The sequence below is a fragment of the Streptomyces koelreuteriae genome, assembly GCF_018604545.1.
Lineage (GTDB): Bacteria > Actinomycetota > Actinomycetes > Streptomycetales > Streptomycetaceae > Streptomyces > Streptomyces koelreuteriae.
Map to the genome: position 1 here is coordinate 5282518 of NZ_CP075896.1, position 24649 is coordinate 5307166.

A 24649-nucleotide genomic window follows, 5' to 3' on the forward strand; every position below is an offset into this window, starting at 1 on the left:
CCCTCCAAGGAATGTCAGTGACCAGGTACGTACCCACGCTGCTTGTCGACCACGTTCTTCAGTGGCTCCCCGCTCGCCCAGAGTTCGTAAAGATCCACGAACTGGGCGCCGAGTTCGTCGCGCCAGCCGATGATGTCGCCGCTCATGTGCGGGGACACGATCAGGCCCGGGAGCTGCCACAAAGGGCTCTCGGGGGTCAGGGGTTCGGCCTCGAAGACGTCCAGTGCGGCGCCCGCGATCCCGTGCTTGGTGAGGGCGTCGGCGAGGGCGTCCTCGACGACCAGCTGGCCCCGGCCGATGTTGATGAACCGGGCGGAGGGCTGCATCACGCCGAAGCGGCGGGCGTCGAACATGCCGTGCGTCTGCTCGGTGAGCGGCGCCGCCGCGATCACCCAGTCGGCGCGCGCCAGCAGCCGGTCCAGGTCCTCCGGGCCGTGCACGCCGCTGCGGGGGGCGCGGCCCACGAGCGCGGTCGTGAGGCCCAGCGCCTTCAGCATGCGCTCGATCGCCCGGCCGATCGGCCCGGAGCCCACCACGACGGCCTTGCCGCCTGCGACCTTGTGCGACTCGCGGTGCCGCCAGGTCCGCTCCCGCTGCAGCTCCAGCGTGCGCGGAAGATCCTTCGCCATCGCCAGGACGAGCGCGGCGACGTACTCGGCGATCGGCTGGTCGAAGATCCCGCGCGCGTTCGTCACCACCGTGTCGGAGGCGGCGAGTTCCGGACACATCAGATGGTCCACGCCGGCGCTCGCCGTATGCACCCAGCGTGGCCGCGGCCCCTCGCCCGGCCAGGCGTCCCGCACGGCGCGCGAGGTGAAGTCCCACACCAGCAACGCGTCCGCGCGCGGCAGAAGCGCGGCGAGCCCCGCCGCGTCGGTGTGTTCGATCCGGGCGCGTCCGGTGAGGCGGCCGAGGCGAGGAAGGGGTTCGGCGTCCAGGACGAGGAGGGTGGGAGTGGGCATGAGCAGCCGTTTCTCCAGCCGTGCGGCGGGGTCGGCCGGGTTTCGGGCGCCGGCCGGTGACCACGAGTTAACCGGGTGTTGACCAACGAGTGATCCAGGCGGATTGACCACGCTCGCACTCGAACCTACCGTCGTCAACACGGGCGTTCCCACGATCCGTTGCACACTAGTTGCCCAGCGTGAGGCCGGTGCCTGCATGGACGTCTCATTTCTCGGCGGGCCCAGCCCGCAGCGGGGGGTCGGCGTTGTCGCTCCCTTCGACTTCGCACTCGACCGCGAGCTGTGGCGCTGGGTGCCGGACGAGGTCTCCCTCCATATGACACGAACACCGTTCGTGCCGGTCGAGGTGAGCCTCGATCTGGCCCGCCTGGTCAGCGAGCACGAGACGCTGAGCGAGGCGGTCCGCACCATCAACGCGGTCGCCCCCGAGGTCATCGCCTACGCCTGTACGTCGGGCAGCTTCGTCGGCGGCGTCATGGGCGAGCGCGCGATGTGCGAGGCGATGAGCCGGGCCGGTGCCGTACCGGCGATCACCACCTCGGGCGGGCTGCTGGAGGCCCTGGTGGAGCTGGACGTCAGGAAGGTGGCGCTGGTGACGCCGTACACGGTGTCGGTGACGCAGTCGCTGGAGGCCTACGTCGCCCAGGCCGGCGTCACGATCTCCGGGTGTGCCTTCATGGGCCTGACCCGGCACATCTGGAAGGTCCCCTACCGGGAGGTGGTGGACATGGCGCGGGAGGCCGTGCGCGGCGACGCCGACGCCCTGTTCATCAGCTGTACCAACCTGCCCACCTACGACGTCATCCCGCAGCTGGAGGCCGAGCTGCGGATCCCGGTGATCTCGGCCAACCAAGTGACGATGTGGGCTGCGCTGCGCCGACTGGGTACCCGTGCGGTGGGACCGTATCAAGCGCTGATCAACCCGGAGGCGCGCGCCGGTCTCGGATCGCCGGGGGTGGACCCCGGACCTGTAGTGCCGGAAGAAGAGCAGCAGCAGGAAGGCTGGACATGACAGCACTGGGATTTCTCTACCCGGGCCACTCGGCCGAGGACGACTATCCGCGCATCGAGCAGTTGCTGGGCAGCGACATCCGGGTGGACCTGGTGCACACCGATATCGGTGAGGACGCGCACCGGGTCGACGCGCTGCTGGAGATGGGCTCCGCGGGCCGGCTGGCGGCGGGCGTCCAGGAGCTGCGGCACGCGGGCGCCGAGGCCGTCGTGTGGGCCTGCACGAGCGGCAGCTTCGTCTACGGCTGGGACGGCGCGCAGGAGCAGGTCCGTTCCCTGGCGCAGACGGCCGGCATGCCCGCCTCCTCGACGTCCTTCGCCTTCGCGCACGCGGTGAAGGAGCTGGGGGCGCGGCGGGTCGCGATCGGCGCGACGTACCCGGACGACGTCGCCCAGCTCTTCGCGGGGTTCCTCCGCTCGGACGGCGTCGAGGTCGTGTCGGTCAACAGCTCCGGCATCATCACGGCCGCCGAGGTCGGCACCTGGGGCGAGGCCGAACTCCTCGCCCTGGCTCGGAACTCCGACCACCCCGACGCCGAGGCCCTCCTGCTCCCGGACACGGCCCTGCACACGGCCGCGCACATCCAGGCCCTGGAGAAGGAACTCGGCAAGCCGATCCTCACCGCCAACCAGGTCACGGTCTGGGAGTGCCTCCGCCTGGCCGACCGCCGCGTGAACGCCCCGGAACTGGGCGCGCTGTTCACGAGGGAGCCGATCATCCAGGCGTGATCGACGGGTGCCGTCCCCGCCGCCTCGGGCTGTTGCCGGGGCGGCGGTGGCGATCGCCGCCCGGCCGGGTCAGGTCCGTTGTTCGGGTGGTGGGGGCGGAGGATACGGCGGCGGTGGTGGAACGGGGCGTTGAATCCGGCGACGGCGCAGCGCGTAGGGGAACGTGAAGCCGAAAGCTCCCCCCGTGGCGGCGCCGACCAGCACGGCCAGCGCGAGGTCCCGGCCGATACCGTGGGTGAACACTTGCTGCGGCCCCGCCAGCACGCATCCGAAGACGCCCGCCCCGATCGCGCCATGCCAACGGTCGCGCAAGCCGGGCCCGTTTCTTCTCATCCGAGAACGATGCCCTCCCGCGTACCTTCCATGAGGGCCGGAATCGGACACACCGCTCTGCGCCCGCGCCCACCGGGGGAATAACCGGAGACAGTCCCCTGTTAGAGCCGGGACGACAGCACACGGCCCACAGCAGGAGGCACCCCACCGTGGCGGCAGACGAGACACGCGGCGACGAGATACGCGGCGCGGCGCAGGGCGGCGCTCCCGTTCCCCTCTCCGTACTGGACCTGGTCACCGTGGGGGCCGGCCGTACCGCCTCCGACGCGCTGCGCACCAGCGTCGAACTGGCCCGGCTCGCGGAGGCCCGCGGGTTCCACCGCTACTGGGTCGCCGAGCACCACTCCATGCCGGGTGTGGCCTCGTCGTCCCCGGCCGTGATCCTGGCCCACCTCGCCGCCCACACCGACCGCATCCGGCTCGGCTCGGGCGGCGTGATGCTGCCCAACCACGCCCCGCTCGTGATCGCCGAGCAGTTCGGCACGCTGGAGGCCATGGCCCCGGGCCGGATCGACCTCGGCCTCGGCCGCGCCCCCGGCACGGACGGTGCCACGGCCGCCGCCCTGCGCCGCACGGACCGGCTGAACGAGGGCGCCGACGATTTCCCGGAGCAGCTCGCCGAGCTGACCCGCTTCCTCGACGACGACTTCCCCGACGGGCATCGCTACCGCCGTATCCACGCCGTACCGGGTCCGATCCAGGCCACGTCCCCCGGCGGCGTGCAGTCCCCGCACCGGCCGCCGCTCTGGCTGCTCGGCTCCTCCGGCTTCAGCGCCCGCCTCGCCGGTGTCCTCGGACTGCCCTTCGCCTTCGCGCACCATTTCTCGGCGCAGAACACCCTCCCCGCCCTGGACCTGTACCGGGAGTCCTTCCAGCCGTCGGCCGTGCTCGATGAGCCGTACGCCCTCATCGGCGTCTCCGCCCTCGCCGCCGACGAGGAGAAGGAGGCCCGCCGCCAGGTGCTGGCCGCGGCCCTCAGCATGGTCCGGCTGCGCACCGGCCGCCCCGGCCTCGTGCCCAGCCCCGAGGAGGCGGCGGCCTACGAGTTCAGCCCCATGGAGCGCGACTTCGTCGACTCCTGGAACGCCAACGTCATCCACGGCACCCCGGACGAGGTCCGCTCCGGCCTCGACGACCTCGCCAAGCGCACCGGCGCCGACGAGCTGATGATCACGGCCAACGCGCACGGCGGTGACGTCCGCGTGCGCTCCTACGAACTCATCGCCGGCGCCTACGGGTTGCCGACGCCCGCCTGAACGTCCGGCGTGCCCAGCAGCTCGGAGATACGGTCCGGTGACACCGGGCGGGAGTACAGCCAGCCCTGTCCGGTGTCGCAGCCGATGCGCCGCAGCCGGACCGCCTGGGCCGAGGTCTCCACGCACTCGGCCGTCACGGTCAGCCCGAGCCGGTGCGCGAGCTGGATCATCGCCTCGACCACCACCTCGTCGGCGGGGTTGGGGCGGGCCGCCGTGTCCCGGTCGTCGTACTGGAATCCCCGTACGAAGGAACCGTCCAGCTTCAGCACCGACACCGGCAGCCGGCTCAGATACGCGAGGTTCGAGTAGCCCGTGCCGAAGTCGTCGATGGCGATGCGCACACCCATGTCGCTGAGCGCCTTCAGGGCCTGCAACGGCCGGCCGCCCGAGCCCATCACCGCCGACTCGGTCAGCTCCAGCTGGAGCAGATGCGGCGCGAGGCCCGTCTCGGCCAGGGTCTCCGCCACGTCGGCCACCAGGTCCGAGTCCCAGACCTGGCGGACCGCCACATTGACGCTGACGAAGATCGGCGGCTCGTCGGGATGCTCCCGCTGCCAGCGCCGGGCCTGCCGGCAGGCCGTACGCAGCACCCAGCGGCCCAGCGGAACGATCGAGCCGTCCTCCTCGGCCAGTCCGATGAACCGATTCGGCGTCAGTACGCCGAACTGAGGATGATTCCAGCGGATGAGCGCCTCGACCCCGTGCAGCCGGTCGTCCTCCATGCCGACCAGCGGCTGGTACTCCAGCCGGAACTCGCCCCGGTCGATGGCGGGCCGGAGCGTGGAGGCGAGGGCCTGGCGGGTCATGCGATGGGCGTTGCGCTCCGGGTCGAACAGTGTCCAGCGGGCCTTGCCGTCGGCCTTCGCCCAGTACAGCGTCGTGTCCGCCGCCTGCACCAGGGCGGTCGGGGTCGTCCCGGCCGCGTGCCGCTCCACCACCCCGATCGACGCCGACACCGACAGCCGCTGGCCGGAGATGTCGAAGGGGTCCTGGATAGCCCGCAGCACGGCTTCGGCCAGCTCGGCCAGTTGTTCGGTGCCGGTGGAGTCCTCGACGAGCAGCGCGAACTCGTCGCCGCCGAGCCGGGCCACCAGCGGGGTGCTGGTGCGGGCGAAGCCGGTCTCGTCCGCGCAGCGCCTCAGCCGCTCGGCGACGGCGGCCAGCAGCCGGTCGCCGACCCGGTGGCCGAGGGTGTCGTTGATGGCCTTGAAGCCGTCCAGGTCCAGATAGCACAGCCCGATCCGGCCCGTGCCGCTCTGCTCGTACGACTCGGCCTCCAGTGCGGCCGACAGGCGTTCGAAGAACAGGGTGCGGTTGGGCAGCCGGGTCACCGCGTCGTGCATCTGCAAGTGCCGCAGCCGGGCCTGGAGTTCCCGGCGGGAGCTGATGTCGGCGACCGACAGCAGTACGCCCCGGTCCTCGGCGGGCAGCGGGGCGACCGTCACCTGCACCCACAGCGAGTGCCCGTCGGGGTGCTTCAGGCGACGGGTGCAGCGCAGCCGGGACTGCCGGCCGCGCAGCACCTCGCGGTAGGTGTGCCAGGTGCGGGCGTCGGAGGTGAGGTCGACCAGATCGGCGGCGACGGCCCCGGCGAGTTCGTCCGGGGCGGTGCCGAGCAGCGCGGCGAGTGAGTCGTTGGCGCTGACGACCGTGCCCTCGCGGTCCACGACGGCCATGGCGAGCGGGGCGGCCGTGAAGACGGAGCGATAGGGCGACTGCGACAGGTGCCCGGTACCCGGGTGTTCGGTACGGGGGTGCTCGGTACAGGGGGGCGTATCGATCTCACTCTCTGTGACGACCGGCCGGTCGAGGTCTGCCGCGGGTGTGGGCCCTTCGGAGGTTCCGCTCACCGCTCGCTCCCGCATGTATTCGATCTCTGTCCGTGCAGGAAAGGTCAGGAAAGTGTGCCGATCATAGAGGCTGGCCCCAGGGCCTTCCAGCCGGTGTCCAGTGTTCCCGACCAACGGGCCCTTCTGCCAGATCGTTTCTGCTCGCACCTGGACGGCTTCTTCAGGCCCCCGACCAGTTGTGACGTTCCGTGAGTGCTTCTGGGGTGTCGGCGTCCGCGATTTTTCGCCTCCTTCACCCGACTGGTGCAGGCAAACAGGGCGCAGTACTACAAATCACCACAGGCTGGGTGCGGTGTCCCGCGAACCGTACCCGGAGGTATCCGTGCCGCGTCAGTTCTCGCGCGCCCGACTGCGCAGTACCGCGGCCGTGTTCACCACCATGTCGGCCCTCGCCGCGACCTCCCTCGGCGCCGGCCACTCGGCCGCCGGGCCCGACTCGGCCGAGCCCTGCGCGCTGACCCGCACCGACGCCCACCACTCGGAGGGTCTGGACACCTGGAACGCCGCCTATCCGCGACCGGCCCGGTCCCTGGACGCGGTCATGGTCTTCCTGTCCTTCCCGGACGCCCGCCCGCTGACCACACCGCAGGAACTGACCGCCGACCACTTCCCGGACACCACCCGATTCTTCGAACAGGCTTCCTACGGCCGCTTCACCCTGCGCCCGCACCCGCTCGGCCACTGGATCCAGATGCCGCGCCCCTCCACGGCGTACGCCATACAGCGCGACTGGAGCGCCGAGCACCGGGCCGCGTATCTGCGGGACGCGCTCTCCGCCGCCGACCCGGAGGTCGACTTCTCGCGCTACGACGTCGTCTACTTCGTCGCCGACCCGGACGCGCCGGGCGTGGACTCCGACGCGACCAAGGTCGTCAACCTCACCAGCCCGATGCGGGCCGACGGCACCGACCTGCGCCGGGTCGTCACGGTGTTCGAACAGCATCCGCCGGACCGGCTCGTCCTCGCCCATGAGACCGGGCATGTCTTCGATCTGCCCGACCTCTACCACCGGCCCGCCGACGGCAAGGGCGACTGGGACACGCATGTCGGGGACTGGGACCTGATGGGCAGCCAGTTCGGACTCGCCCCCGACCTGTTCGGCTGGCACAAGTGGAAGCTGGGCTGGCTCAATCCGCGGCAGGTGCGGTGTGTGCGGGACGCCGGGCCCGCCCGGCTGACCCTGGAGCCGCTGGCGGCGGCGCCCGGGGTGCCGGTCTCGGGCGCGGCAGGGGCGCCGGTCTTCGGTCTCGGGCGGGGCACCAAGCTCGCGGTGGTGCGCACGGGCCCCGACAGTGTGCTCGCCTTCGAGGCGCGGGGGCCGGTGGGCAACGACGTGGCTGCCTGCCGGCAGGGGGTGCTGGTCTACCGGGTCCGGGGGGAGGCGCAGTCCGGGGGCGGGCCCATCGAGGTGATCGACGCCCATCCGCGGACCGAGGCGTGCTGGGAGGACTCGGTGTACCCGCCCCTCGCGGACGCGCCGATCGCCCTCGGGGAGAGCTTCACGGTGCCGGGGGAAGGGGTGCGGGTGGAGGTGGAGGGGCGTACGGCTTCGGGCGCGTGGACGGTGAAGATCACGGTGGGCCGATGAGGGCGTCGCGAGAGCGTCGCGGACATGCGAAAGGCCCCCTCGCTCTCGCGAGGGGGCCTTTCACCGTCTGTGCGCCGCCAGGGACTCGAACCCCGGACCCGCTGATTAAGAGTCAGCTGCTCTAACCAACTGAGCTAGCGGCGCCTGCTGACATCGTAGACCTTAGCACCCTGGTCGGCGGGAGGAAAAATCGAAATCCGCACCGCCGAACGGGCCGCCCGCACGGCCGCCCACAGCAGGACTTCGGGGCCCGGGAGCCAGGGCTGCCGGGTGTCGGGGGCGACGAGCCAGCGGGAGTCGGAGCGGCTGGGGGAGGCGACCTCCACCGGTGCGGGGATGGTCACGGCGTCGCCCGTGCCATGACACAGCAGGGGCGGTACGGCGCCCGCGCGGCCGGTCTCCCCGCTGTCACGGCCGTGCGCGCCCCACTCCTCCCACTCCAGCAGCGCCGGCAGGCGCTGGGCCGTGCCCGGCGCGGCGAACAGCAGCATGCGGCCCCGGAACTCCGCGACCGGGCCCGAACCGGGGCCGTCGTCCCACAGCCGGTCGAGCATCCGCCGCCCGAACACCGAGGGCGCGCTGACCACGTCGAAGACCGCCCCGCAGGGCAGCACGATCGGCGCGTCCGGTCGCTCCTCCCAGAGGGAGAGCGTGCTGCGCGGATACGTTCCTGCCGAAGCGAGCCAGGCGGCTCCGTCCGGGGTGACATGGGAGGCGTTCCATCCGCTGCTCATGACATCTACATCTACCGGCCGTGAGCATGCGCTTCCCGAGGGTTGCGGGAAACCGGGACAGGAGGGGGTGGGAGGGAGTATCTTGCCCGCCTGGCATATGCCACGTCGATCGGGAAGGGGGCGGATTTCCGCCCTCCGCTGTCACACCGGGTCGACGGGCCCCCGGCCCTCGACCCCGCCCCGCAGCAGGTCCCGGCCGAACTCGACCATCTTCTTGGCGTAGTCCTCGGTCCACTCGGCCCGCTCGGCGATGTCCGCGGTCGTCAGCCGGTCGAACCGCCGCGGATCGGCGAGCTGCGCCGCCGCGATCGCCTGGAACTCCAGGGCCCGGTCCGCCGCGGCCCGGAACGCCAGCGTCAGCTCCGTCGACCGGGCCAGCAGGGCCCGGGGATCGTCGATCGACTCGAGGTCGAAGAAGTGCTCAGGATCGGAGGCCGCCTCCGCGGGCTCGAAGAGCAGGGGCGCGGGGCGTAGCCGCGGTTCGTTCCGACGCGGCGTTGGCTCCGCCATGTCTTCTCCTCCTCGTACGTCGCGCACGGCCCTCCAGGTGGAGTGGGCCACCGTCCATTGTCTCGCGGGCGCGCAAGTGGGCATCGCGGGAGTGGGTACGGCTGTCACACCACCTGGCGTTCGTCGGGGCCGCCGGGACCCGCGATGTTCAGCCACGTTACGAACGCCACACGACCCGGTGCTCCGCCAAGTGCGCCAGCACCGCGTGGTTCGCCTCCCACCCGTCCGGGCTGTATTCATCGGCCGCCTCCGGCGGCGTGCCGGCCTCCGGCCGGCGGAGAGGGCGTGTGGAGACGGGCGTGTGGATCACGGCCGATACACGACCCGGTGCTCCGCCAAGTGCGCCAGCACCGCGTGGTTCGCCTCCCACCCGTCCGGAAACTTCACCACCGTCCCCAGCTGCACCGGCTCCGTCGACGGATAGTCGTCCAGCAGGTCGCTCACCCCCGCCCGGCACACCACGATGCACGCGTGGCGGTGACGGGAGGCCAGGACGCAGAGGCGGCCGGTTTCCAGGTGGAAGGCCGTGGCGTCGGGGCGGCCGGAGAGGGGGTGGAGGACCACCGTGACGTCGTACTCACGTCCCTGCAGCCGGTTCGCCGTGTCCACGACCACGTCGGTGACGCCGAGGTCGGCCAGGGCGGCACGTACCGCCGCCGCCTGGTCCCGGTGTGCCGTGCCGACGGCGACGCGGTCGGCGGTGAGGGGCGAGGGGTCCGTCGAGCGTTCCGACGTCGCCGCGCCGCCCCGGTCCAGCAGCCGTCGTACGACCGTCGCCACCGCCCGTACCGCCTCCGGGTCCGTGCGCGGGGTGTGCCGCGCGGGCAGTTCCAGCAGGCCCCAGCCCGATACGGCCGCCTCGTCGATCACCCGGTCCGGGCCCGAGCCGTCGGACGGGACGGCGAAGGACAGAGCGCGGTCGCCCGGGCCGGTACCGCTGCGGAACGGCGTGAACGGGTAGAACGCGTCCGAGACCAGGGGAGCCGCCGAGGCCGGGAGCCGCCAGGAGACCGGCAGACGGTGCTGGGGCAGCTCCGGGTTGTGCGCGAGCAGGGTCGTCACCGCCGAGGCCGACGGGTCGTAGGCGAGACCCGCCCACTGCTCGCTGCCCACGATCGCGAACGGGTCGAGCTGCCCCGGGTCGCCCACGAACAACGCCCGCTCGAACAGCCCGGCCACCGCGAGCAGCGCGTCCGAGCGCATCTGGTACGCCTCGTCGACGATCGCGTGCCGCCACGGTTCGTCGACCTTGACGTGCGCCCACTTCGCCGCCGTCGAGAGCACCACGGCCAGCCCCGCGAGGTCCCCCGCCTTCGCCGACTTGCGGACGTTCGGCAGATCGTCGAGCGCCTTGTCGTACGGGTCGGCGTCGCTGCTGTGCAGCCTGCCCACCGGCAACTCGGGGTTCTTCTCGGCGAGCCTCAGGACGAGGTCGTCGACCTGGGCGTTGGTCTGCGCGACGACCATCAAGGAGTGGCCGGCCTCGGCGAGTTCCAGTGCCGCGCGGACGACCAGCGTGGACTTGCCCGCACCGGGCGGGGAGTCGACGACGACACCGCGCGCGGTGCCGTGCAGCGTGTCGTGGAGGATCGCGTCGGTGGCCTTGGCGGCTTCGGCGCCGGGGTTGAAGGCGGTCTCCTGAGTCATCACCGGCAGTGCCGCTCGTATGACAGATGGTAGTATCGCGGTGTGCTGAGCGAGAACCAAGCCAGCACAACAACCTCCAATCTCTGGGGAAACCGGGCTGGTTCCAACCCGGCTGGTGCTGATCGCGGAAGACTCGATCGCTCGCTGAGCAATCGAGCAGCGTGAGCCAGGAATCCCGCTCGTTCGCGAGAGGGAGGGTTCAAAGCACATCCTCCTCGGTCACCGGGTCGGCCGTCTCCAGCGTCAACTCGCCGGGCGGCCCGCCGTGCGTCCACGGCGTCTCCTCCGGGTCGGGCAGCTTCGCCCCGCCCCGCTGCTCGTGCTCGAAGAGCGTGAAGCAGACCCGGTGGCCCTTCTCCGGCACGGACCCCGGCTCGGGCTCCTTGCCGCGGCCCATCTTGTCGAGGACCCGCAGCACGACGTACGCGCCGTCCTCCTCGTCCCCGACGAACTCCGCCGACTGCGGCTTCCCGCCCAGCGACCGGTACACCTTCGTCCGCTCACCGAGATGCGGCCGGTCGTCCGTACGGACCGTGACCAGAGGGCGGGGGCTCGGCCGCTTGCCGTCGCTGTACGTCATCACGACGTCGGTGACCTCGCCCGCGAACGCCTCCCCGGACAGCCGCCGTCCGGCCATCACCAGCGGATCGTCGAGGGCTTCCTGCGCCTCCAGCCGGGCCTGTTCGCGCTCGCGCGTGGCCAGCTTGTTCGCCGCGGTGACCGCGTCGTCGCGGCGCGGCTGCGGGGGCTCGCCGGCCAGGACCCGGTCGCGGTGGCCGGTGAAGGACCAGCGGTCGCGCGTCCACCGCTCTTCGGCATGCGCCCCCGCGGGCAGCTCCCGCAGCAGGTCCAGGCCGCGCCAGATCGCGTCCCAGGTGGGCCGGGTGCGGCTGAGCACCAGATCGCGGATCTCCCGCTCGGCCACGGTCAGCGAGCTGAGCCGGTCGTCGGCCTCCAGACCGTCCTCGGCGACGGCGTGGGCCGTGCGGGCCCGGTCGTAGCGCTCGATGGCCGGGGCGAGCAGCTTGTTGTCGAACGCCGGGTCGGTGGCCGGACCGGCCGGGGGACATGTCAGCTGGCCCCGCTCGTCCCGCTCCAGCTCGGCCCGCAGTGCAGCCTCGGCGCCGGACAGGCCTTGCGGCGGGTCGATCCAGGCGAGCAGCGCCCCCAGATGCTGGTCTTCCAGGGTGGACTGCCCGGTCGCCCAGTGCCGGCCCAGGACGTCGGTCATCGCCAGCAGCAGCGAGGAGCCGGGCACCCGGGCCCGCTCCCCGAAGTGCGTCAGCCACCGCCCGAGCAACGGCACCCGGGGCGGCGCCGGATAGGGCGCTTCCGGGTCCTGTTCCGCCGTACGCCGGAAGCGCGTGGAGCGTCCGAGCAGCCGCACCAGGTCGATGCCCGCGCGGCTCGGCACGATCAGCTGCGGGGCGTCCGCGCACAGGTCGACCTCGACCTTGACGCGTTTTCCGGTCTCCGGGTCGGTCTCGGTGCGCTCGGCGGCTTCCACGACCTCGGCGTAGGCGTCGACGTACGGCAGCACCACGTCGGCCAGTTCGGCCAGGAACGCGAACCTGAGGTCGCGGTCGCGGGGCTGCGGGACGGCCAGGAGGCGCGGCGCGTCCCGGTCGGTGCCGACCAGCGCGCCGAGCGGGGCCCCGGCCTCACCGGCGGTGATGAGCGGCACGAACACCAGCGGGCGCTCGCCGAGATGCCGGTGCCGGACGGTGGCGGCTGGCTGGGCGCGCCCGGTGCTGACGGCCTCCAGCCGGGCCAGGGTGGAGATCAGCGACATGCCGCCTCCAGGGCCTCCGCGCGCAGGGCCGCCGCGCGCCGCAGCGCCGCCACCGCCGGGTCGCCGGGGTCCCCGGCCTCCCCGCGGGCCGCCGCGAGGACGTCCTCCACGGTTTCCAGGCCGCCCAGTTCCGCTCGCGCCGGGCGGCCGAGCGTCGTCACCGCGCCCGCCTCCCGGGACCGGCCCCGGCAGTGGAAGGCCAGCTCGCACGCGGACAGGCACTCGGGCGCGTACGTCGCCGGGACCGACTCCACGGCGGCCGTCAGCTCCTCGGCGGGCAGCTCGGGCGAGAAGCACGTGCCCTCGGGGAGCTCGTCGGCGATGTCCTCGATACGGGTCAGCCGGGCCAGCTGGCGGGCCGTCACCGCGCGCTGCTTGCGGATGTCGACGGCGGACGCGGCCGGCAGATTGGAGAAGTCCCGGGGGCAGACGAGCAGAATCCGGTGCCGCACGCGCGGGGCCGGATCCAGATGCTTCGCCACCTCCTCCAGCGCCAGCACGTACACCGCCGCCTGCCGGGCCGCCGCCCCGACCTTCGCCGGGTCCGCCGAACCGTCCAGCAGCGGGAAGGACTTGATCTCGACGACCGTCCAGCTGCCGTCGGGGTGCACCACGACCGCGTCCGGCTCCAGGAACGCGGGGGAGCCCGCGACGTCCAGCGCGAGCATCGGGTGATCGAGCAGCGTCCACGCGCCCGGGTGCTCGACCGCCTCGCGCAGCTCCAGCGCCGTACGGGCCGTGCGCCCCTGGGGGCCGGTCGCGGTCAGGTCGGGCACGCGCGCCTCGGTGGGCGGCTCGGCGGCAGGGTCCAGCTTCTCGTGCACCAGCCGCAGCAGCTCCGCGCCGCCGTCGGCCTTGACCCGCGCCTCGAACGCGTTGCCCCGGGTGAGCGCGAACTGCGACTGCCCGAAGGCCGACGGCGCCCCCAGCGCGCCGGCCAGCGCCGCCTTGTTCACCCCGGCACCGTCGAGGATCGCGCGCCGCTCACAACCGGGGTTGGCGGCCAGCGCCGCCAGAGCGCGCGCGTCCAGTGCCTTCGCGGGTACGTCGGGCCCGCGCAGCTCAGCGAGCCGCTGCCGGAGCGCCGTCCCCCGCGTCCTGGGGGGAGGCACTCGGCTCGGCTCCCGCTCCGAACCGCGCATCGCGCTGCCGTGGAATTCGCTCACCCGCGGAAGTCTGGCATCCGGCACTGACATCCGAGGAACCCGCGGCGGAAGAGGCCGCGGAAGTGGCGGACGAGGCGGCGGCGGGGGCGGATGCGGAAGGGGCCGTGGAAGCGGTGTCCGCCGTGACCGGGGCGGCCGGCGCGAACCGCGGCAGGAAGCGGGCCCTGACCCGGTCCGCCGTGCGCATCACCAGCGGCGCCAGCAGCAGTCCGACGCCCATGACGGCCGCGCCCGCGACCGCGTCGAGGAAGTAGTGGTTGGCGGTGCCCATGACCACGATCGTGGTGATCAGCGGGTAGGCGACGGCGGCCGTCTTCGCCAGGCGCGTACCGCCGTAGCGCCACAGCATCACTCCGCACCACAGGGCCCAGCCGACGTGCAGACTCGGCATGGCCGCGTACTGGTTGGTCATGCCCCCGAGGCCCCGCGGGGCGCTGGCCTCGCCGCCCCACCAGCCGTAGGAGCTGTACTGGGCCATGGTGTCGACGAAGCCGTGGCTCGCGTCGAGGAGTCGGGGCGGGCAGGTGGGCAGCAGGGTGAAGCCGATGAGGCCGACGAACGTCGACGTCCACAGCCAGGTGCGCGCGGCGCGGTAGCGCACGGTCCGGGAGCGGAAGAGCCATATGAGGATCGCCGGCGTGACCAGGTAGTGCAGCGACGCGTACCAGAAGTCCGCCGGTATGCCTATCCATGCCTCGCGTGTGAAGAGGCGGTTAAGCGGGTGCTCGGCGTTGAGGAACAGGGCCTTCTCGATCTTCAGGATCGCCAGGCCGTTGTCGACCGCCCCGGAGACGTCGCCCCGCACGAGGAGCCGGCCCGCCGAGTAGCACGCGTACACCAGCAGGATGAGCGGCAGCTCCGTCCACCAGCGCAGCCGGGGCGCAAGGGCCGCCTCGGTGCCCGGTGTCTCGGTGTGCGGCATCCGATCGCCCTCCCCCTTCGTCGTCACGGCTCCCCGCCGGCCGGTCGTGCCACCTTACGGTGCGCTCGCGCGCCCTGGGGGCGCCCTCCGGACCTCAAAGACGCAGAGATCGCCCCCCGGGTTGCCCGTCACCAGCGTGCGCGATGATGGAGGAGTTCCGCTCGCGTTTTTCTCCCGGAAAGGTCCCTCATGGCTCCGCGCATCCTGCTGGCCCGGCACGGACAGACCGAGTGGTCCCTGTCCGGCAAGCACACCGGCAGGACCGATGTACCCCTCCTGGAGGAGGGCAGGCGTGGTGCCAAGCTGCTCGGCGAACGTCTGCACCGGGCGCCGTACGAGGGCCTGCCCGGTGTCGAGGTGCGCACCAGCCCGCTGTCACGCGCGCGTGAAACATGTGAACTGGCCGGTTTCGGCGACCGCGCGCGTGCCTGGGACGCGTTGCTCGAGGTCGACTACGGGGCCTACGAGGGCATGACCCCGGCGGACATCCAGACCGTCCGGCCCGGCTGGCTGATCTGGCGCGACGGCGTCCCCGAGGGCGAGACCCTCGCCGAGGTGACGGCCCGGGCGGACGAGGTGGTCTCCTGGGCCCGCTCAGAGGACCGTGACGTCCTGGTCTTCGCCCACGGGCACATCCTGCGCACCCTCGGAGCCCGCTGGCTGGGCCTGCCGATCGACTTCGCGGCCCGGATACGGCTCAACCCGACTTCCCTGTCGGTGCTGGGCTGGGCGTACGGCGAGCCGGCGATCGAGAGCTGGAACGACCTCGGACACCTCGGCTAGCCATCGGGCACCTCGCGTGGCTAGGGCCTGTTGTTTGGATCAGGTCGCAGGGAATCGGCAGTGGCTTGTCATCGCCGTGAGCGGGGTCTGGTGCGTGCAGCTGCAAGGCGGAGGAGGGAGTCGACGCGATGGGGGCACCGCCCGCGCGAGCGCAGCCGAGCGTGGGGGAGTCGGCGAGTGACGACTACGCGGCAGATGTGCGTGCCAGGCCCCGCGTCTGCGGCGTGATCCAAACGACAGGCCCTAGGTGACCCTCGGGGCCGACGCGTGCCGTTCCAGGAAGGCCGAGACCCCGGATGCCCTGCGATGCGGGAGCAGTACCCGTGCCGTGGCCGCCAGCATCGTCTGGATGCGGGACGACTGGACCTCCTCCAGCAGATCCAGCACCTTCATCCCCGCCACCGCGGCCTCGTCGGGGCGTCCGCCCCGCGCGAGGTCGTCCGCCAGTTCCGCCGTGTACAGCGCGATGTTCCGCGTGAAGTGCGGATCCTGCAGGTCCGCAGCCCGTCGCGCGTGCCGCGCCGCCCGGCGCCAGTCGCCGAGCGCGGACCAGCACTGCGCCTCCAGGCCCTCCAGTTCGGCCTCTCCGTAGAAGCTCATCCACTCGGGGTCGGCCTCGGAGGTGCCGCGGTCGAAGAGGGCCTGCGCCCGGGCCAGTGCCTGTTCGCAGCCGACGCGGTCGGCGAGTCCCGCCCAGCCGCCCGCCTCGCGCAGCGCGAGCAGCGACATCAGCCGGGGCGAGGCCACGGGCCGGGCGACGCGCTGCGCGGCCTGGGCCGCCCGGACCGCCTCGCGCGGCCGGCCCGCGTCGCGCGCGAGGAACGCCGTATTGCAGAAGGCGTGCGCCTCCAGGCCCGGATCGCCGGTCATCCGGGCGGTCGCCAGGGCCTCCGCGTAGTGGGAGCGGGCGTCGTCGAAGCGTCCCGAGTCATGGGCCAGCCAGCCCACGGAGATGGCCAGTTCACCGGCGCCGGAGTAGAGCCGGTCCGCGGTGGTCTGCCGGGTCGCGCCGGCGTCCAGCAGGGCGTAGGCGGCCCGCAGCGGGGCGGCGGCGCGGCGGTAGAGGCCGTCGGCGCCGTGCCGGTCGTCGAGCAGCCGGATGCGGCGGACCGCTTCCTCCAGGGCACCCGCGTCATTCGCCCCGGCGCGGCGCGCGGGGGGCTGTGCCGCCGCCGCGTCGAAGGCGAGGCCGACGGGTCCCAGCGAGGCGGCGGCCATCGTGGCGCCCCCGCTGGTCATGAATGCGCGACGTAGCACGTCGCTCTCCTCGTAGGTGTCGTGCGGGTGGTGCGGGTCGTACGGGTTCTGCGTTTCATACGGCTCGCACGCCCCGCTGGTCTCACTCGTGGCGTTCGCCGGGTTCGTGGTGCACGTCAGGGGCGCGTCCTCGTTGTCGCGGTTATCGCGCGCCCGGCGTCCGCGTACCGAAGAGCGGGGCGCGAACCCCAGGTCGGTGAGCGTGCGGCCTGGGAACATATGGAGGAACACCCGTTCGTACGCGTAGTTGGGGCAGCGGATCTCACCCGACTCGACGCGGCCGATGTACCGCGCGTCACAGCTCACCTGCTCGCCGATCTCGAGGGCGGCCCGGCGGATCACCGCGGCGAACTCGGCCGGCGAGCGCTGTCCGCGCAGCCGCCTGAAGACGAGGTTCGGCCGTGGCGGCCGATCGGGTTGGGACGAGGTCACTGTTGACGACGCCATGGCCGGGTCCCTTCGTGCGAACCGTCGAACCATGCCGGAAATGGGGAAACTTGTACGAGTTGTCCGTACGGCCTTGACCTGTGTCCGGCGAGCAAGAACGTACCTGCTGTGCAGGAGTCGTCACGCTGGGTTTGGCTACAAACCGGATATCTCATACGTGATCTGCCATGAACTGCCATCCTTTGCGGCCGACTTCCGCCGTAGCCGTTGACAGACGGCGGCGTTGAACCCCGCGGATCGGGAGGAGGCCGGGATGGAGATCAGCTGCGACGTCGTGACGGTGCCGGCCCGGCAGGGGCTGGAGGCGGTCGACATCCTGCGGCGTGGCACCGCGGAGGCCGTCGGGCCCGTCCTGCACGACGACGGGGGCGGCACTCTGGGCTTCCTGGTGCCGCCGGGAACGGCCGAGGCGTGGGACGTGCCGGGGAGCACCTGCACCGGGACCGACGGTCGCGGCACGCCCCTGGCCCCCGAGCCGCCGGTGGAGGGCTCGGACTGGCTGCTGCCGCCCGGGGAGGCGGACCTCGCGACGGATCCGGCGGTCCTGCGCGAGGCCTTGGGGGAGGCGGCCCGGATGATCAAGGCGGCGGACAGCTGTCGCTGAGGCGCCCGAGGCGCCGGCCCGGGGCGTATGCCCCGCTTGCTCGCGCGACCCCGATAATGACCCCATGGGGAAGTCGAAGAGCGGCCGGCGCAGACAGGCCGACGCGGAGGCCGTCGTCGAGAGCGTCGACGGCGGGCTCGCCGAGCTGATCCCCGACCGCGACCGGGTCCGCGCCTGGACCCTGGTGATCGACGGAGCCCCGCAGTCGCACGTCGACCTGGACGATCCGGCGTACCTGTCCTTCGAGTACCAGCGCCGGCTCGGGCACGTCGCCGACCTCGCCGCCCCGCCGGGCCGGCCCGTGCACGCCGTGCACCTGGGCGGTGGCGCGTTCACCCTCGCCCGCTACGTCGCCGCCACCCGCCCCCGCTCCACCCAGCAGGTCGTCGAACGGGACGCCGCCCTCGTGCAACTGGTCCGCCGTGAGCTGCCGTTGGATTCGAACGCGCGGATCAGGGTGCGGTCCGTCGACGCCCGCGAGGGCCTCGCCAAGGTGCCGGACGGCTGGGCCGATCTCGTCGTCACCGATGTGTTCAGCGGGGCCCGGACCCCGGCCCATCTGACCTCGACCGAGTTCCTCGACGACGTCCGCAGGGCCCTCAAGCCCGGCGGTGTCTACGCCGCCAACCTCGCCGACGGGCCGCCGCTGGCCCATCTGCGCGGCCAGATCGCCACCGCCGCCGCCCGTTTCGAGGAACTCGCGCTGGTCGCCGACCCGACGGTGCTGCGCGGCAAGCGGTTCGGGAACGCCGTCCTGGTCGCCTCCGACCACCCGCTGCCCGTCGCCGAACTGACCCGCCGTGCCGCCTCCGACCCGCATCCCGGCCGGGTCGAGCACGGCAGGACGCTCACCGACTTCACCGGCGGTGCCGTGCCCGTGACGGACCTCGCGGCGGTGGCGTCCCCGGCGCCGCCCGCGTCGGTGTTCAGATGACCCCGCACGTAACTCCGTACGGCACCGGCTACTTCTCTCAGTAGGTCCCGATCTCCACGCGCGGCGGGCCGTCGTGCCACGTGCAGAACACCGACACCCGGTCCGCGCCCGAGGAGAACTCCACGCGGATCCACGACTCCGTCTTCCACACCTGCATCGACCAGCCCGCCCCGGGGGTCGCCGAGACCAGGGAGGCGGAGGTCCGCCCGAGGTCGAAGACGGCCCGGCCGCCGTCGGTGTCATAGCTCTTGACCTCCCCGGGGGCGGAGGCCGCGGGGGCCGTCGGGGAGGGGCTGGACGGCTTCGTGGGGGCCGGGCTCGGCTTCCGGGAGGCGGGCGGCGCGCTCGGGGTGCGCTGCGGCGGACTCGGCTTCCGTGCCGGAGTCGCCGACGGCTCCGCCTTCTGCCTGGTCGCGTCGGCGGCCTTGATGGGCAGGGCGCGCGGCGGGTCGTAGGCCGTGCCCGCCATCACCGTGTGGACACCCCACCACGACAGCGTGACCGCCGCGCCCGTGGCGAGCAGCCAGGCCAGTACGTGTACGAGTCCTCTGCGCATCGCGGCCATACTGCCCCACGCGTCCCACGAGTTGTCCACAAGCGGGAGTTGTCCACAGGCCCGCACCCGGTTGTTCGAGATGGCGTACGGTGCGGCGCATGGCACGTGTACTCGTGGTCGAGGACGACCAGTTCGTACGCTCGGCGCTCATCCGGCACCTGACCGACGCCTCGCACATCGTGCGCAGCGTGGGGACGGCCCTGGAGGCGCTGCGCGAGGTCGCCCATGTCCGCTTCGACGTGGTGATCCTGGACCTCGGACTGCCCGACCTCGACGGCTCCGAGGCCCTGAAGATGCTGCGCGGGATCACCGACGTGCCGGTGATCGTCGCCACGGCCCGGGACGACGAGACGGAGATCGTCCGGCTGCTGAACGCGGGAGCGGACGACTATCTGACCAAGCCCTTCTCGGTCGAGCATCTGTCGGCCCGCATGGCGGCCGTGCTGCGCCGGGCCCGCTCCGGCGCGGGAGAGGGCGAGCCGTCCCCGGTGATCCGGGTCGGCGGTCTGACCGTCGATCCGCTGCGCCGCCAGGCCGAGCTGGACGGCGCGCGGCTGGACCTCACCCGCCGCGAGTTCGACCTGCTCGCCTTCCTCGCCGGCCGGCCCGGTGTCGTCGTCCCCCGCAAGGAGCTGCTCGCCGAGGTGTGGCAGCAGTCGTACGGCGACGACCAGACCATCGACGTCCATCTGTCCTGGCTGCGCAGGAAGCTGGGGGAGACGGCCGCGAACCCGCGCTATCTGCACACCCTGAGGGGCGTCGGTGTGAAGCTCGAACCACCGGGTGCGGAGGTGCCGCGATGAGGTGGGCCCTGGTCAAGGTGTCGCTGGCGGTGACCACCATGGTCGTGCTGGCCTTCGCGGTGCCGCTCGGGCTGGTCATCCGCGAGATGGCCCGGGACCGCGCCTTCTCGGGCGCCGAGCGGGAGGCCGCCGCCGTCGCCCCCGCCCTGTCCATCACCACCGACCGCGACCAGCTGGAGCGGGTCGTCGCCTCCGCCGGCTCCGATGCCGGGATGGCCGTGCACATACCGGCGGGCGACGGCCAGGACGCCATCGAGCTCGGACGGCAGCGCGCCGCCGACCAGGACATCGCGGCCGTAAGGAAGCTGGGCCGCGCCTCCACCACCGGCGTCACCGGCGGCTCGACGCTGCTCCAGCCGGTGGCGCTGAGCACCGGCGAGATCGCGGTGGTCGAGGTGTATGTGCCGGAGTCCGAGGTCACCAACGGCCTGGGCACGGCCTGGGCGGTGCTCGCCGGGGTCGGTGTCGCGCTGATCCTCGGCTCGGTCGCGGTCGCCGACCGGCTGGGCGTGCGGATGGTCCGGCCCGCGCAACGCCTGGTCGAGGGCGCGCATGAACTGGGCGACGGCAAGCTCGGCGCCCGGGTGCCCGAGGAGGGCCCGACCGAACTGCGGCTCGCGGCGGTCGCGTTCAACTCCATGGCCGACCAGGTCGTCCAACTGCTGGCGAACGAGCGGGAGCTGGCGGCCGACCTGTCCCACCGGCTGCGTACGCCCCTGACCGTGCTGCGGCTGAACACCGCCTCGCTCGGCGAGGGACCGGCCGCCGACCAGACCCGGACCGCCGTCGAGCAACTGGAGCGCGAGGTCGACACCATCATCCGTACGGCCCGGGACGCCAAGCCGCAGACGGCCGCGGCCGGCCCGGGCGCCGGGTGCGACGCGGCCGAGGTCGTCCGGGAGCGGATGGCGTTCTGGTCGGCACTGGCGGAGGACGAGGGCCGCAAGTGGCGGGTGGCCGGGGCCGAGCGGCCGGTGCGCATACCCGTGGCCCGCGCCGACCTGGCCGCCGCGCTCGACGCGCTCCTCGGCAACGTCTTCCGGCACACCCCGGAGGGCACCGCCTTCGCGGTCGACCTGCACAACGGCGAGGACGCGGTGATCGTCCTCGTGTCCGACGCGGGCCCCGGCATACCCGACCCGGAGGCCGCGATGGCGCGGGGCCGCGGCTCCGGGAGCGACGGCTCGACCGGGCTCGGGCTGGACATCGTGCGCCGGCTCGCGGAGTCGACCGGCGGGGACGTACGGATCGGCTCCTCCGTGCTCGGCGGGACCGAGGTGCGGATCTGGATCCAGCCGACCGGGAGGGCACCGGTCGGCAGGGGACCGCGCGGGGTGGTGCGACGCCGGCGGCCCGGCAGGCTGGCCGCCGCCTACCACCGCTCCCGCTCCGCCTGACCGAGCCGCTCTCACGGGTCGGTCACGTTTCGACAAATGAAGTCAACGCCTCTTGACGCATGACCGGACATACGGCTGTCATTGCGCCACCGTGTTCGGTCAAGTTGATTTCTGGTCGATTACGACCGGGTTTCACGCCACACCCTCGTGGCCGAACCCTGCCCTCAGGAGCCGTTCATGCACGACCTCTCTCCCTCGGGACTCGCTCTCCCCGCTCCCAGCCGCCGCACCCTGCTGCGCGGCGTCGGCGGTGCCGCCCTGCTCGGCGCCGGCATACCCCTGCTGAGCGCCTGCGGCGGCAGCGGCACGGCCGCCGATCCGAAGACGGTCAGCCTCGGGTCGAACTCCTCGGACGCGGTGCCGAAGAAGGCGTTCGCCGAGATCTACGCCGCCTTCACGAAGAAGTCCGGCATCAAGGTCGACGTGAACACCAAGGACCACAACACCTTCCAGGAGCAGATCAACTCCTATCTGCAGGGCGCGCCGGACGACGTGTTCACCTGGTTCGCGGGCTACCGGATGCAGTTCTTCGCGTCGAAGAAGCTCGCCGCCCCGATCGACGACGTGTGGCAGAAGATCGGCGGGGACTTCCCCGAGGCGATGAAGAAGCTCAGCAAGGGCGAGGACGGCAAGTACTACTTCGTGCCGCTGTACACCTACCCGTGGGCGGTCTTCTACCGCAAGAGCGTCTTCGCCCAGCACGGCTACGAGGTCCCCACCACCTGGGACGACTTCGTCGCCCTGTGCAAGCGGATGAAGAAGGACGGGCTGGTCCCGATCGCCTTCGGCGACAAGGACGCCTGGCCCGCGATGGGCACCTTCGACCAGATCAACTTCCGCACCAACGGCTACGACTTCCATGTCGAGCTGATGGCGGGCAAGGCCTCCTGGACCGATGCGAAGGTGCGCAAGGTCTTCGACCACTGGACGGAGATCCTGCCCTTCCACCAGGAGGGCGCGGTGGGCCGCACCTGGCAGGACGCGGCGCAGACGCTGGTGGCGAAGAAGGCGGGCATGTATCTGCTGGGCACCTTCGTCGGCCAGCAGTTCACCGACAAGGCCGACCTGGACGACCTGGACTTCTTCGCCTTCCCGGAGATCGACCCGGCCTTCGGGCAGGACACGGTCGAGGCGCCCACCGACGGCTTCATGCTCTCCAAGGCGCCGAAGAACAGGGCGGGCGCGGTCAAGCTGCTGGAGTACCTCGGCACGCCCGAGGCCGAGCAGATCTACCTCAAGGCCGACTCCAGCGTGGTGGCCGCCTCGACGAAGGCCGACACCTCCTCCTACACCGCGCTGCAGAAGAAGTCCTTCGAGATGATCTCCGGCGCGAAGAGCCTGACGCAGTTCATGGACCGCGACTCCCGCCCGGACTTCACCTCCACGGTGATGCAGCCGGCGCTGCAGAACTTCGTCCGCAACCCCAAGAACGTCGACAGCATCCTCTCGTCCATCGAGCGCCAGAAGAAGACGATCTTCGCCTCCGCATGAGCACCGACACCTCCACCGAGAACCCGGAGGCGGCCGCCGAGCCGTCTCCGGGTGCCGCTTCCCGCAAGCGCCCCACGGGCCACCGCCGCCTGCTCACCCGCCGCGACCGGATCACGCTCGGCCTGATGGCGGGCCTGCCGACGATCCTGCACATCGCCCTGGTGTGGCTCACCGCCCTCGCCTCCATCGCGCTGGCCTTCACCAGCTGGAACGGCATCGGCTTCGACTCCATCCAGTGGGTCGGACTGCAGAACTTCAGGGAACTGTTCACCAGCAACCCGCAGTTCTGGCCGGCCGTCGAGCACAACGTCGTCTGGTTCGTGGTGCTCATCCTGCTGCCCACGCCCTTCGGGCTGTTCCTCGCCGTGCAGTTGGACAAGAGCATCCGCTTCAGCCGCGTCTACCAGACCGCGTTCTTCCTGCCGGTCGTGATGTCGCTGGCGGTCATCGGCTTCGTCTGGCAGCTGGTCTACAACCCCGACACGGGCCTGATCAACAGCGTCATCGGCGCCAACAAGCCCGGCCACTACATCGACTGGATCGGCGACCCGGACCTCAACCTCTGGGCCGTACTGATCGCCGCGTCCTGGCGGCACGCCGGCTACATGATGATCCTTTACCTGGCCGGACTGAAGGGCGTCGACCCGGCCCTGCGCGAGGCCTCCGCCCTGGACGGGGCCAACGAGTGGCAGACGTTCAAGAACGTCGTCTTCCCGACCCTGCGGCCCACCAACACCGTCGTCCTCGTCGTCACCATCATCGAGGCACTGCGCGCCTTCGACCTGGTCTTCGTCTTCAACAAGGGTGCCCAGGGCACCGAGCTGCTGTCGATCCTGGTGACCAACAACATCATCGGCGAGTCCAGCCGCATCGGCTACGGCTCCGCCATCGCCGTCGTCCTGCTGGTGATCTCGCTCGCGGTGATCATCCCGTATCTGATCGCCACCTTCCGGAAGGAGCGGCGCGCATGAGCACCGTCGCAGGCGCTCCGAAGCAGCGCACCCCGATCCGTCCCGCCCGGGTCCTGCTGCACACCTTCCTCGTCGTCACGGCGCTCGCCTGGCTCGCGCCCCTGCTGTGGGCGCTGCTCGCGGCGATGCGGCCGTACGCGGAGACCAGTGAGAAGGGCTATGTCTCCTGGCCCGACAAGCTGACCCTCGACAACTTCACGAACGCGTTCACCCAGTCCGACATGACGCACTACTTCGTGAACACCCTGATCATCGCCGTCCCGGCGGTGCTGCTGACGCTGCTGCTGTCGTCGATGGTCGCCTTCTACGTCAGCCGCTTCGACTTCCGGGTCAACCTGTCGCTGCTGCTGCTCTTCACGGCGGGCAATCTGCTGCCCCAGCAGGTCATCATCACCCCGCTGTACCGCCTGTACCTGCTGATCGACCTGCCCGGCATCACGATGAGCGGCAAGCTCTACGACTCCGCGCTCGGCCTGGTCCTCATCCATGTGGCGTTCCAGTCCGGCTTCTGCACGTTCGTGCTCAGCAACTACATGCGCTCGCTGCCGCACGAGCTGACCGAGGCCGCCCTGGTCGACGGCGCCTCCGTCTGGCGGCTGTACTGGCAGATCGTGCTGCCCCTGTGCAAGCCGGCGATGGCCGCCCTCGCGACGCTGCTCTCCATCTGGATCTACAACGACTTCTTCTGGGCCATCGTGCTCATCTCCACCGGCGAGAACATGCCGATCACCTCGGCGCTGAACAACCTCTCCGGCCAGTACTTCACCGACCCCAACCTGGTCGCCGCCGGCGCCCTGCTCACCGCGATCCCGACCCTGATCGTCTACTTCGTCCTCCAGCGCCAGTTCGTCAGCGGCCTGACCCTGGGGGCCAACAAGGGCTGACCCGACCAGGACAGTGGCGTCG

At 71.8% G+C, this 24649-nt stretch carries 22 protein-coding genes and 1 tRNA gene; 12 read left to right on the forward strand and 11 right to left on the reverse strand.

Features of this window, described 5'->3' with window-relative positions; all coding sequences use genetic code 11:
- Positions 1-14 precede the first annotated feature (14 nt).
- Positions 15-962, reverse strand: a complete 948-nt coding sequence (locus KJK29_RS23885) for a D-2-hydroxyacid dehydrogenase (protein WP_215121169.1) — start codon at positions 960-962, stop codon at positions 15-17.
- A 196-nt stretch (positions 963-1158) separates the two neighbouring features.
- On the opposite strand from KJK29_RS23885, the gene KJK29_RS23890 reads away from it, so the two are divergent.
- The 3 genes from KJK29_RS23890 (at position 1159) to KJK29_RS23900 (ending at position 4291) form a co-directional block, all read left to right on the forward strand.
- The gene (locus tag KJK29_RS23890; protein WP_215121170.1) at positions 1159-1974 is read left to right on the forward strand and encodes a maleate cis-trans isomerase family protein; all 816 of its coding nucleotides are present in this window, start codon (positions 1159-1161) and stop codon (positions 1972-1974) included.
- Positions 1971-2702 (forward strand): maleate cis-trans isomerase family protein, encoded by a 732-nt coding sequence (locus KJK29_RS23895; protein ID WP_215121171.1) that lies wholly within the window; start codon positions 1971-1973, stop codon positions 2700-2702. The genes KJK29_RS23890 and KJK29_RS23895 overlap by 4 nt, the downstream gene beginning before the upstream one ends.
- 482 nt (positions 2703-3184) lie before the next feature.
- A complete protein-coding gene (locus tag KJK29_RS23900; protein ID WP_215121172.1) occupies positions 3185-4291 on the forward strand; it encodes an LLM class flavin-dependent oxidoreductase in 1107 nt (368 codons plus the stop codon).
- Here KJK29_RS23900 and KJK29_RS23905 read toward each other — a convergent pair.
- Positions 4267-6156 (reverse strand): putative bifunctional diguanylate cyclase/phosphodiesterase, encoded by a 1890-nt coding sequence (locus tag KJK29_RS23905; protein WP_215121173.1) that lies wholly within the window; start codon positions 6154-6156, stop codon positions 4267-4269. The two genes, KJK29_RS23900 and KJK29_RS23905, sit on opposite strands and share 25 nt — an antisense overlap.
- 277 nt (positions 6157-6433) lie before the next feature.
- On the opposite strand from KJK29_RS23905, the gene KJK29_RS23910 reads away from it, so the two are divergent.
- Positions 6434-7729 (forward strand): M6 family metalloprotease domain-containing protein, encoded by a 1296-nt coding sequence (locus KJK29_RS23910; protein WP_251057919.1) that lies wholly within the window; start codon positions 6434-6436, stop codon positions 7727-7729.
- 70 nt (positions 7730-7799) lie between these two features.
- On the opposite strand, the gene KJK29_RS23915 is transcribed toward KJK29_RS23910, so the two are convergent.
- From KJK29_RS23915 to KJK29_RS23945, 7 genes are all read right to left on the reverse strand, one after another.
- Positions 7800-7873 (reverse strand) — tRNA-Lys (locus tag KJK29_RS23915).
- Positions 7864-8463: a bifunctional DNA primase/polymerase gene (locus KJK29_RS23920; RefSeq protein WP_215121174.1), complete on the reverse strand. Its 600-nt coding sequence runs from the start codon at positions 8461-8463 to the stop codon at positions 7864-7866. Before KJK29_RS23920 ends, KJK29_RS23915 begins: the two co-directional genes overlap by 10 nt.
- Positions 8464-8604: 141 nt before the next feature.
- Entirely contained in the window at positions 8605-8973 is a 369-nt protein-coding gene (locus KJK29_RS23925; protein ID WP_031107874.1) for a hypothetical protein, read from the reverse strand.
- A 306-nt stretch (positions 8974-9279) separates the two neighbouring features.
- Entirely contained in the window at positions 9280-10620 is a 1341-nt protein-coding gene (locus KJK29_RS23930; RefSeq protein WP_215121175.1) for an AAA family ATPase, read from the reverse strand.
- A gap of 199 nt (positions 10621-10819) precedes the next feature.
- On the reverse strand, positions 10820-12412 hold the full coding sequence (locus KJK29_RS23935) for a hypothetical protein (protein ID WP_215121176.1): 1593 nt from the start codon (positions 12410-12412) through the stop codon (positions 10820-10822).
- Positions 12403-13524 carry a hypothetical protein gene (locus KJK29_RS23940; RefSeq protein ID WP_215124438.1) on the reverse strand — a complete coding sequence of 374 codons (1122 nt, stop codon included), beginning with the start codon at positions 13522-13524 and terminating at the stop codon, positions 12403-12405. Before KJK29_RS23940 ends, KJK29_RS23935 begins: the two co-directional genes overlap by 10 nt.
- Positions 13475-14500, reverse strand: coding sequence for a phosphatase PAP2 family protein (locus KJK29_RS23945; protein ID WP_215124437.1), 1026 nt, complete (start codon positions 14498-14500; stop codon positions 13475-13477). Before KJK29_RS23945 ends, KJK29_RS23940 begins: the two co-directional genes overlap by 50 nt.
- A gap of 189 nt (positions 14501-14689) precedes the next feature.
- Between KJK29_RS23945 and KJK29_RS23950 the strand changes: the two genes are divergently transcribed.
- Positions 14690-15283: a histidine phosphatase family protein gene (locus KJK29_RS23950; protein WP_215121177.1), complete on the forward strand. Its 594-nt coding sequence runs from the start codon at positions 14690-14692 to the stop codon at positions 15281-15283.
- A gap of 243 nt (positions 15284-15526) precedes the next feature.
- Here KJK29_RS23950 and KJK29_RS23955 read toward each other — a convergent pair whose 3' ends face one another.
- Positions 15527-16987, reverse strand: a complete 1461-nt coding sequence (locus KJK29_RS23955) for a hypothetical protein (protein WP_215121178.1) — start codon at positions 16985-16987, stop codon at positions 15527-15529.
- Between the two features lie 253 nt (positions 16988-17240).
- Between KJK29_RS23955 and KJK29_RS23960 the strand changes: the two genes are divergently transcribed.
- A complete protein-coding gene (locus KJK29_RS23960) occupies positions 17241-17591 on the forward strand; it encodes a hypothetical protein (protein WP_215121179.1) in 351 nt (116 codons plus the stop codon).
- Positions 17592-17655: 64 nt separating this feature from the next.
- Positions 17656-18525 (forward strand): spermidine synthase, encoded by an 870-nt coding sequence (locus KJK29_RS23965; RefSeq protein ID WP_215121180.1) that lies wholly within the window; start codon positions 17656-17658, stop codon positions 18523-18525.
- Positions 18526-18562: 37 nt separating this feature from the next.
- Here the strand turns inward: KJK29_RS23965 and KJK29_RS23970 are convergent, their stop codons facing one another.
- Entirely contained in the window at positions 18563-19081 is a 519-nt protein-coding gene (locus KJK29_RS23970) for a hypothetical protein (protein WP_215121181.1), read from the reverse strand.
- Positions 19082-19179: 98 nt separating this feature from the next.
- Between KJK29_RS23970 and KJK29_RS23975 the strand changes: the two genes are divergently transcribed.
- From KJK29_RS23975 to KJK29_RS23995, 5 genes are all read left to right on the forward strand, one after another.
- Positions 19180-19884, forward strand: coding sequence for a response regulator transcription factor (locus KJK29_RS23975; RefSeq protein WP_215121182.1), 705 nt, complete (start codon positions 19180-19182; stop codon positions 19882-19884).
- Positions 19881-21281 carry a sensor histidine kinase gene (locus tag KJK29_RS23980; protein WP_215121183.1) on the forward strand — a complete coding sequence of 467 codons (1401 nt, stop codon included), beginning with the start codon at positions 19881-19883 and terminating at the stop codon, positions 21279-21281. The genes KJK29_RS23975 and KJK29_RS23980 overlap by 4 nt, the downstream gene beginning before the upstream one ends.
- A gap of 177 nt (positions 21282-21458) precedes the next feature.
- Positions 21459-22772 (forward strand): ABC transporter substrate-binding protein, encoded by a 1314-nt coding sequence (locus KJK29_RS23985; protein WP_215121184.1) that lies wholly within the window; start codon positions 21459-21461, stop codon positions 22770-22772.
- Positions 22769-23743, forward strand: coding sequence for a carbohydrate ABC transporter permease (locus KJK29_RS23990; protein ID WP_215121185.1), 975 nt, complete (start codon positions 22769-22771; stop codon positions 23741-23743). The genes KJK29_RS23985 and KJK29_RS23990 overlap by 4 nt, the downstream gene beginning before the upstream one ends.
- Positions 23740-24627 carry a carbohydrate ABC transporter permease gene (locus tag KJK29_RS23995; protein WP_215121186.1) on the forward strand — a complete coding sequence of 296 codons (888 nt, stop codon included), beginning with the start codon at positions 23740-23742 and terminating at the stop codon, positions 24625-24627. Before KJK29_RS23990 ends, KJK29_RS23995 begins: the two co-directional genes overlap by 4 nt.
- Positions 24628-24649: the final 22 nt, after the last annotated feature.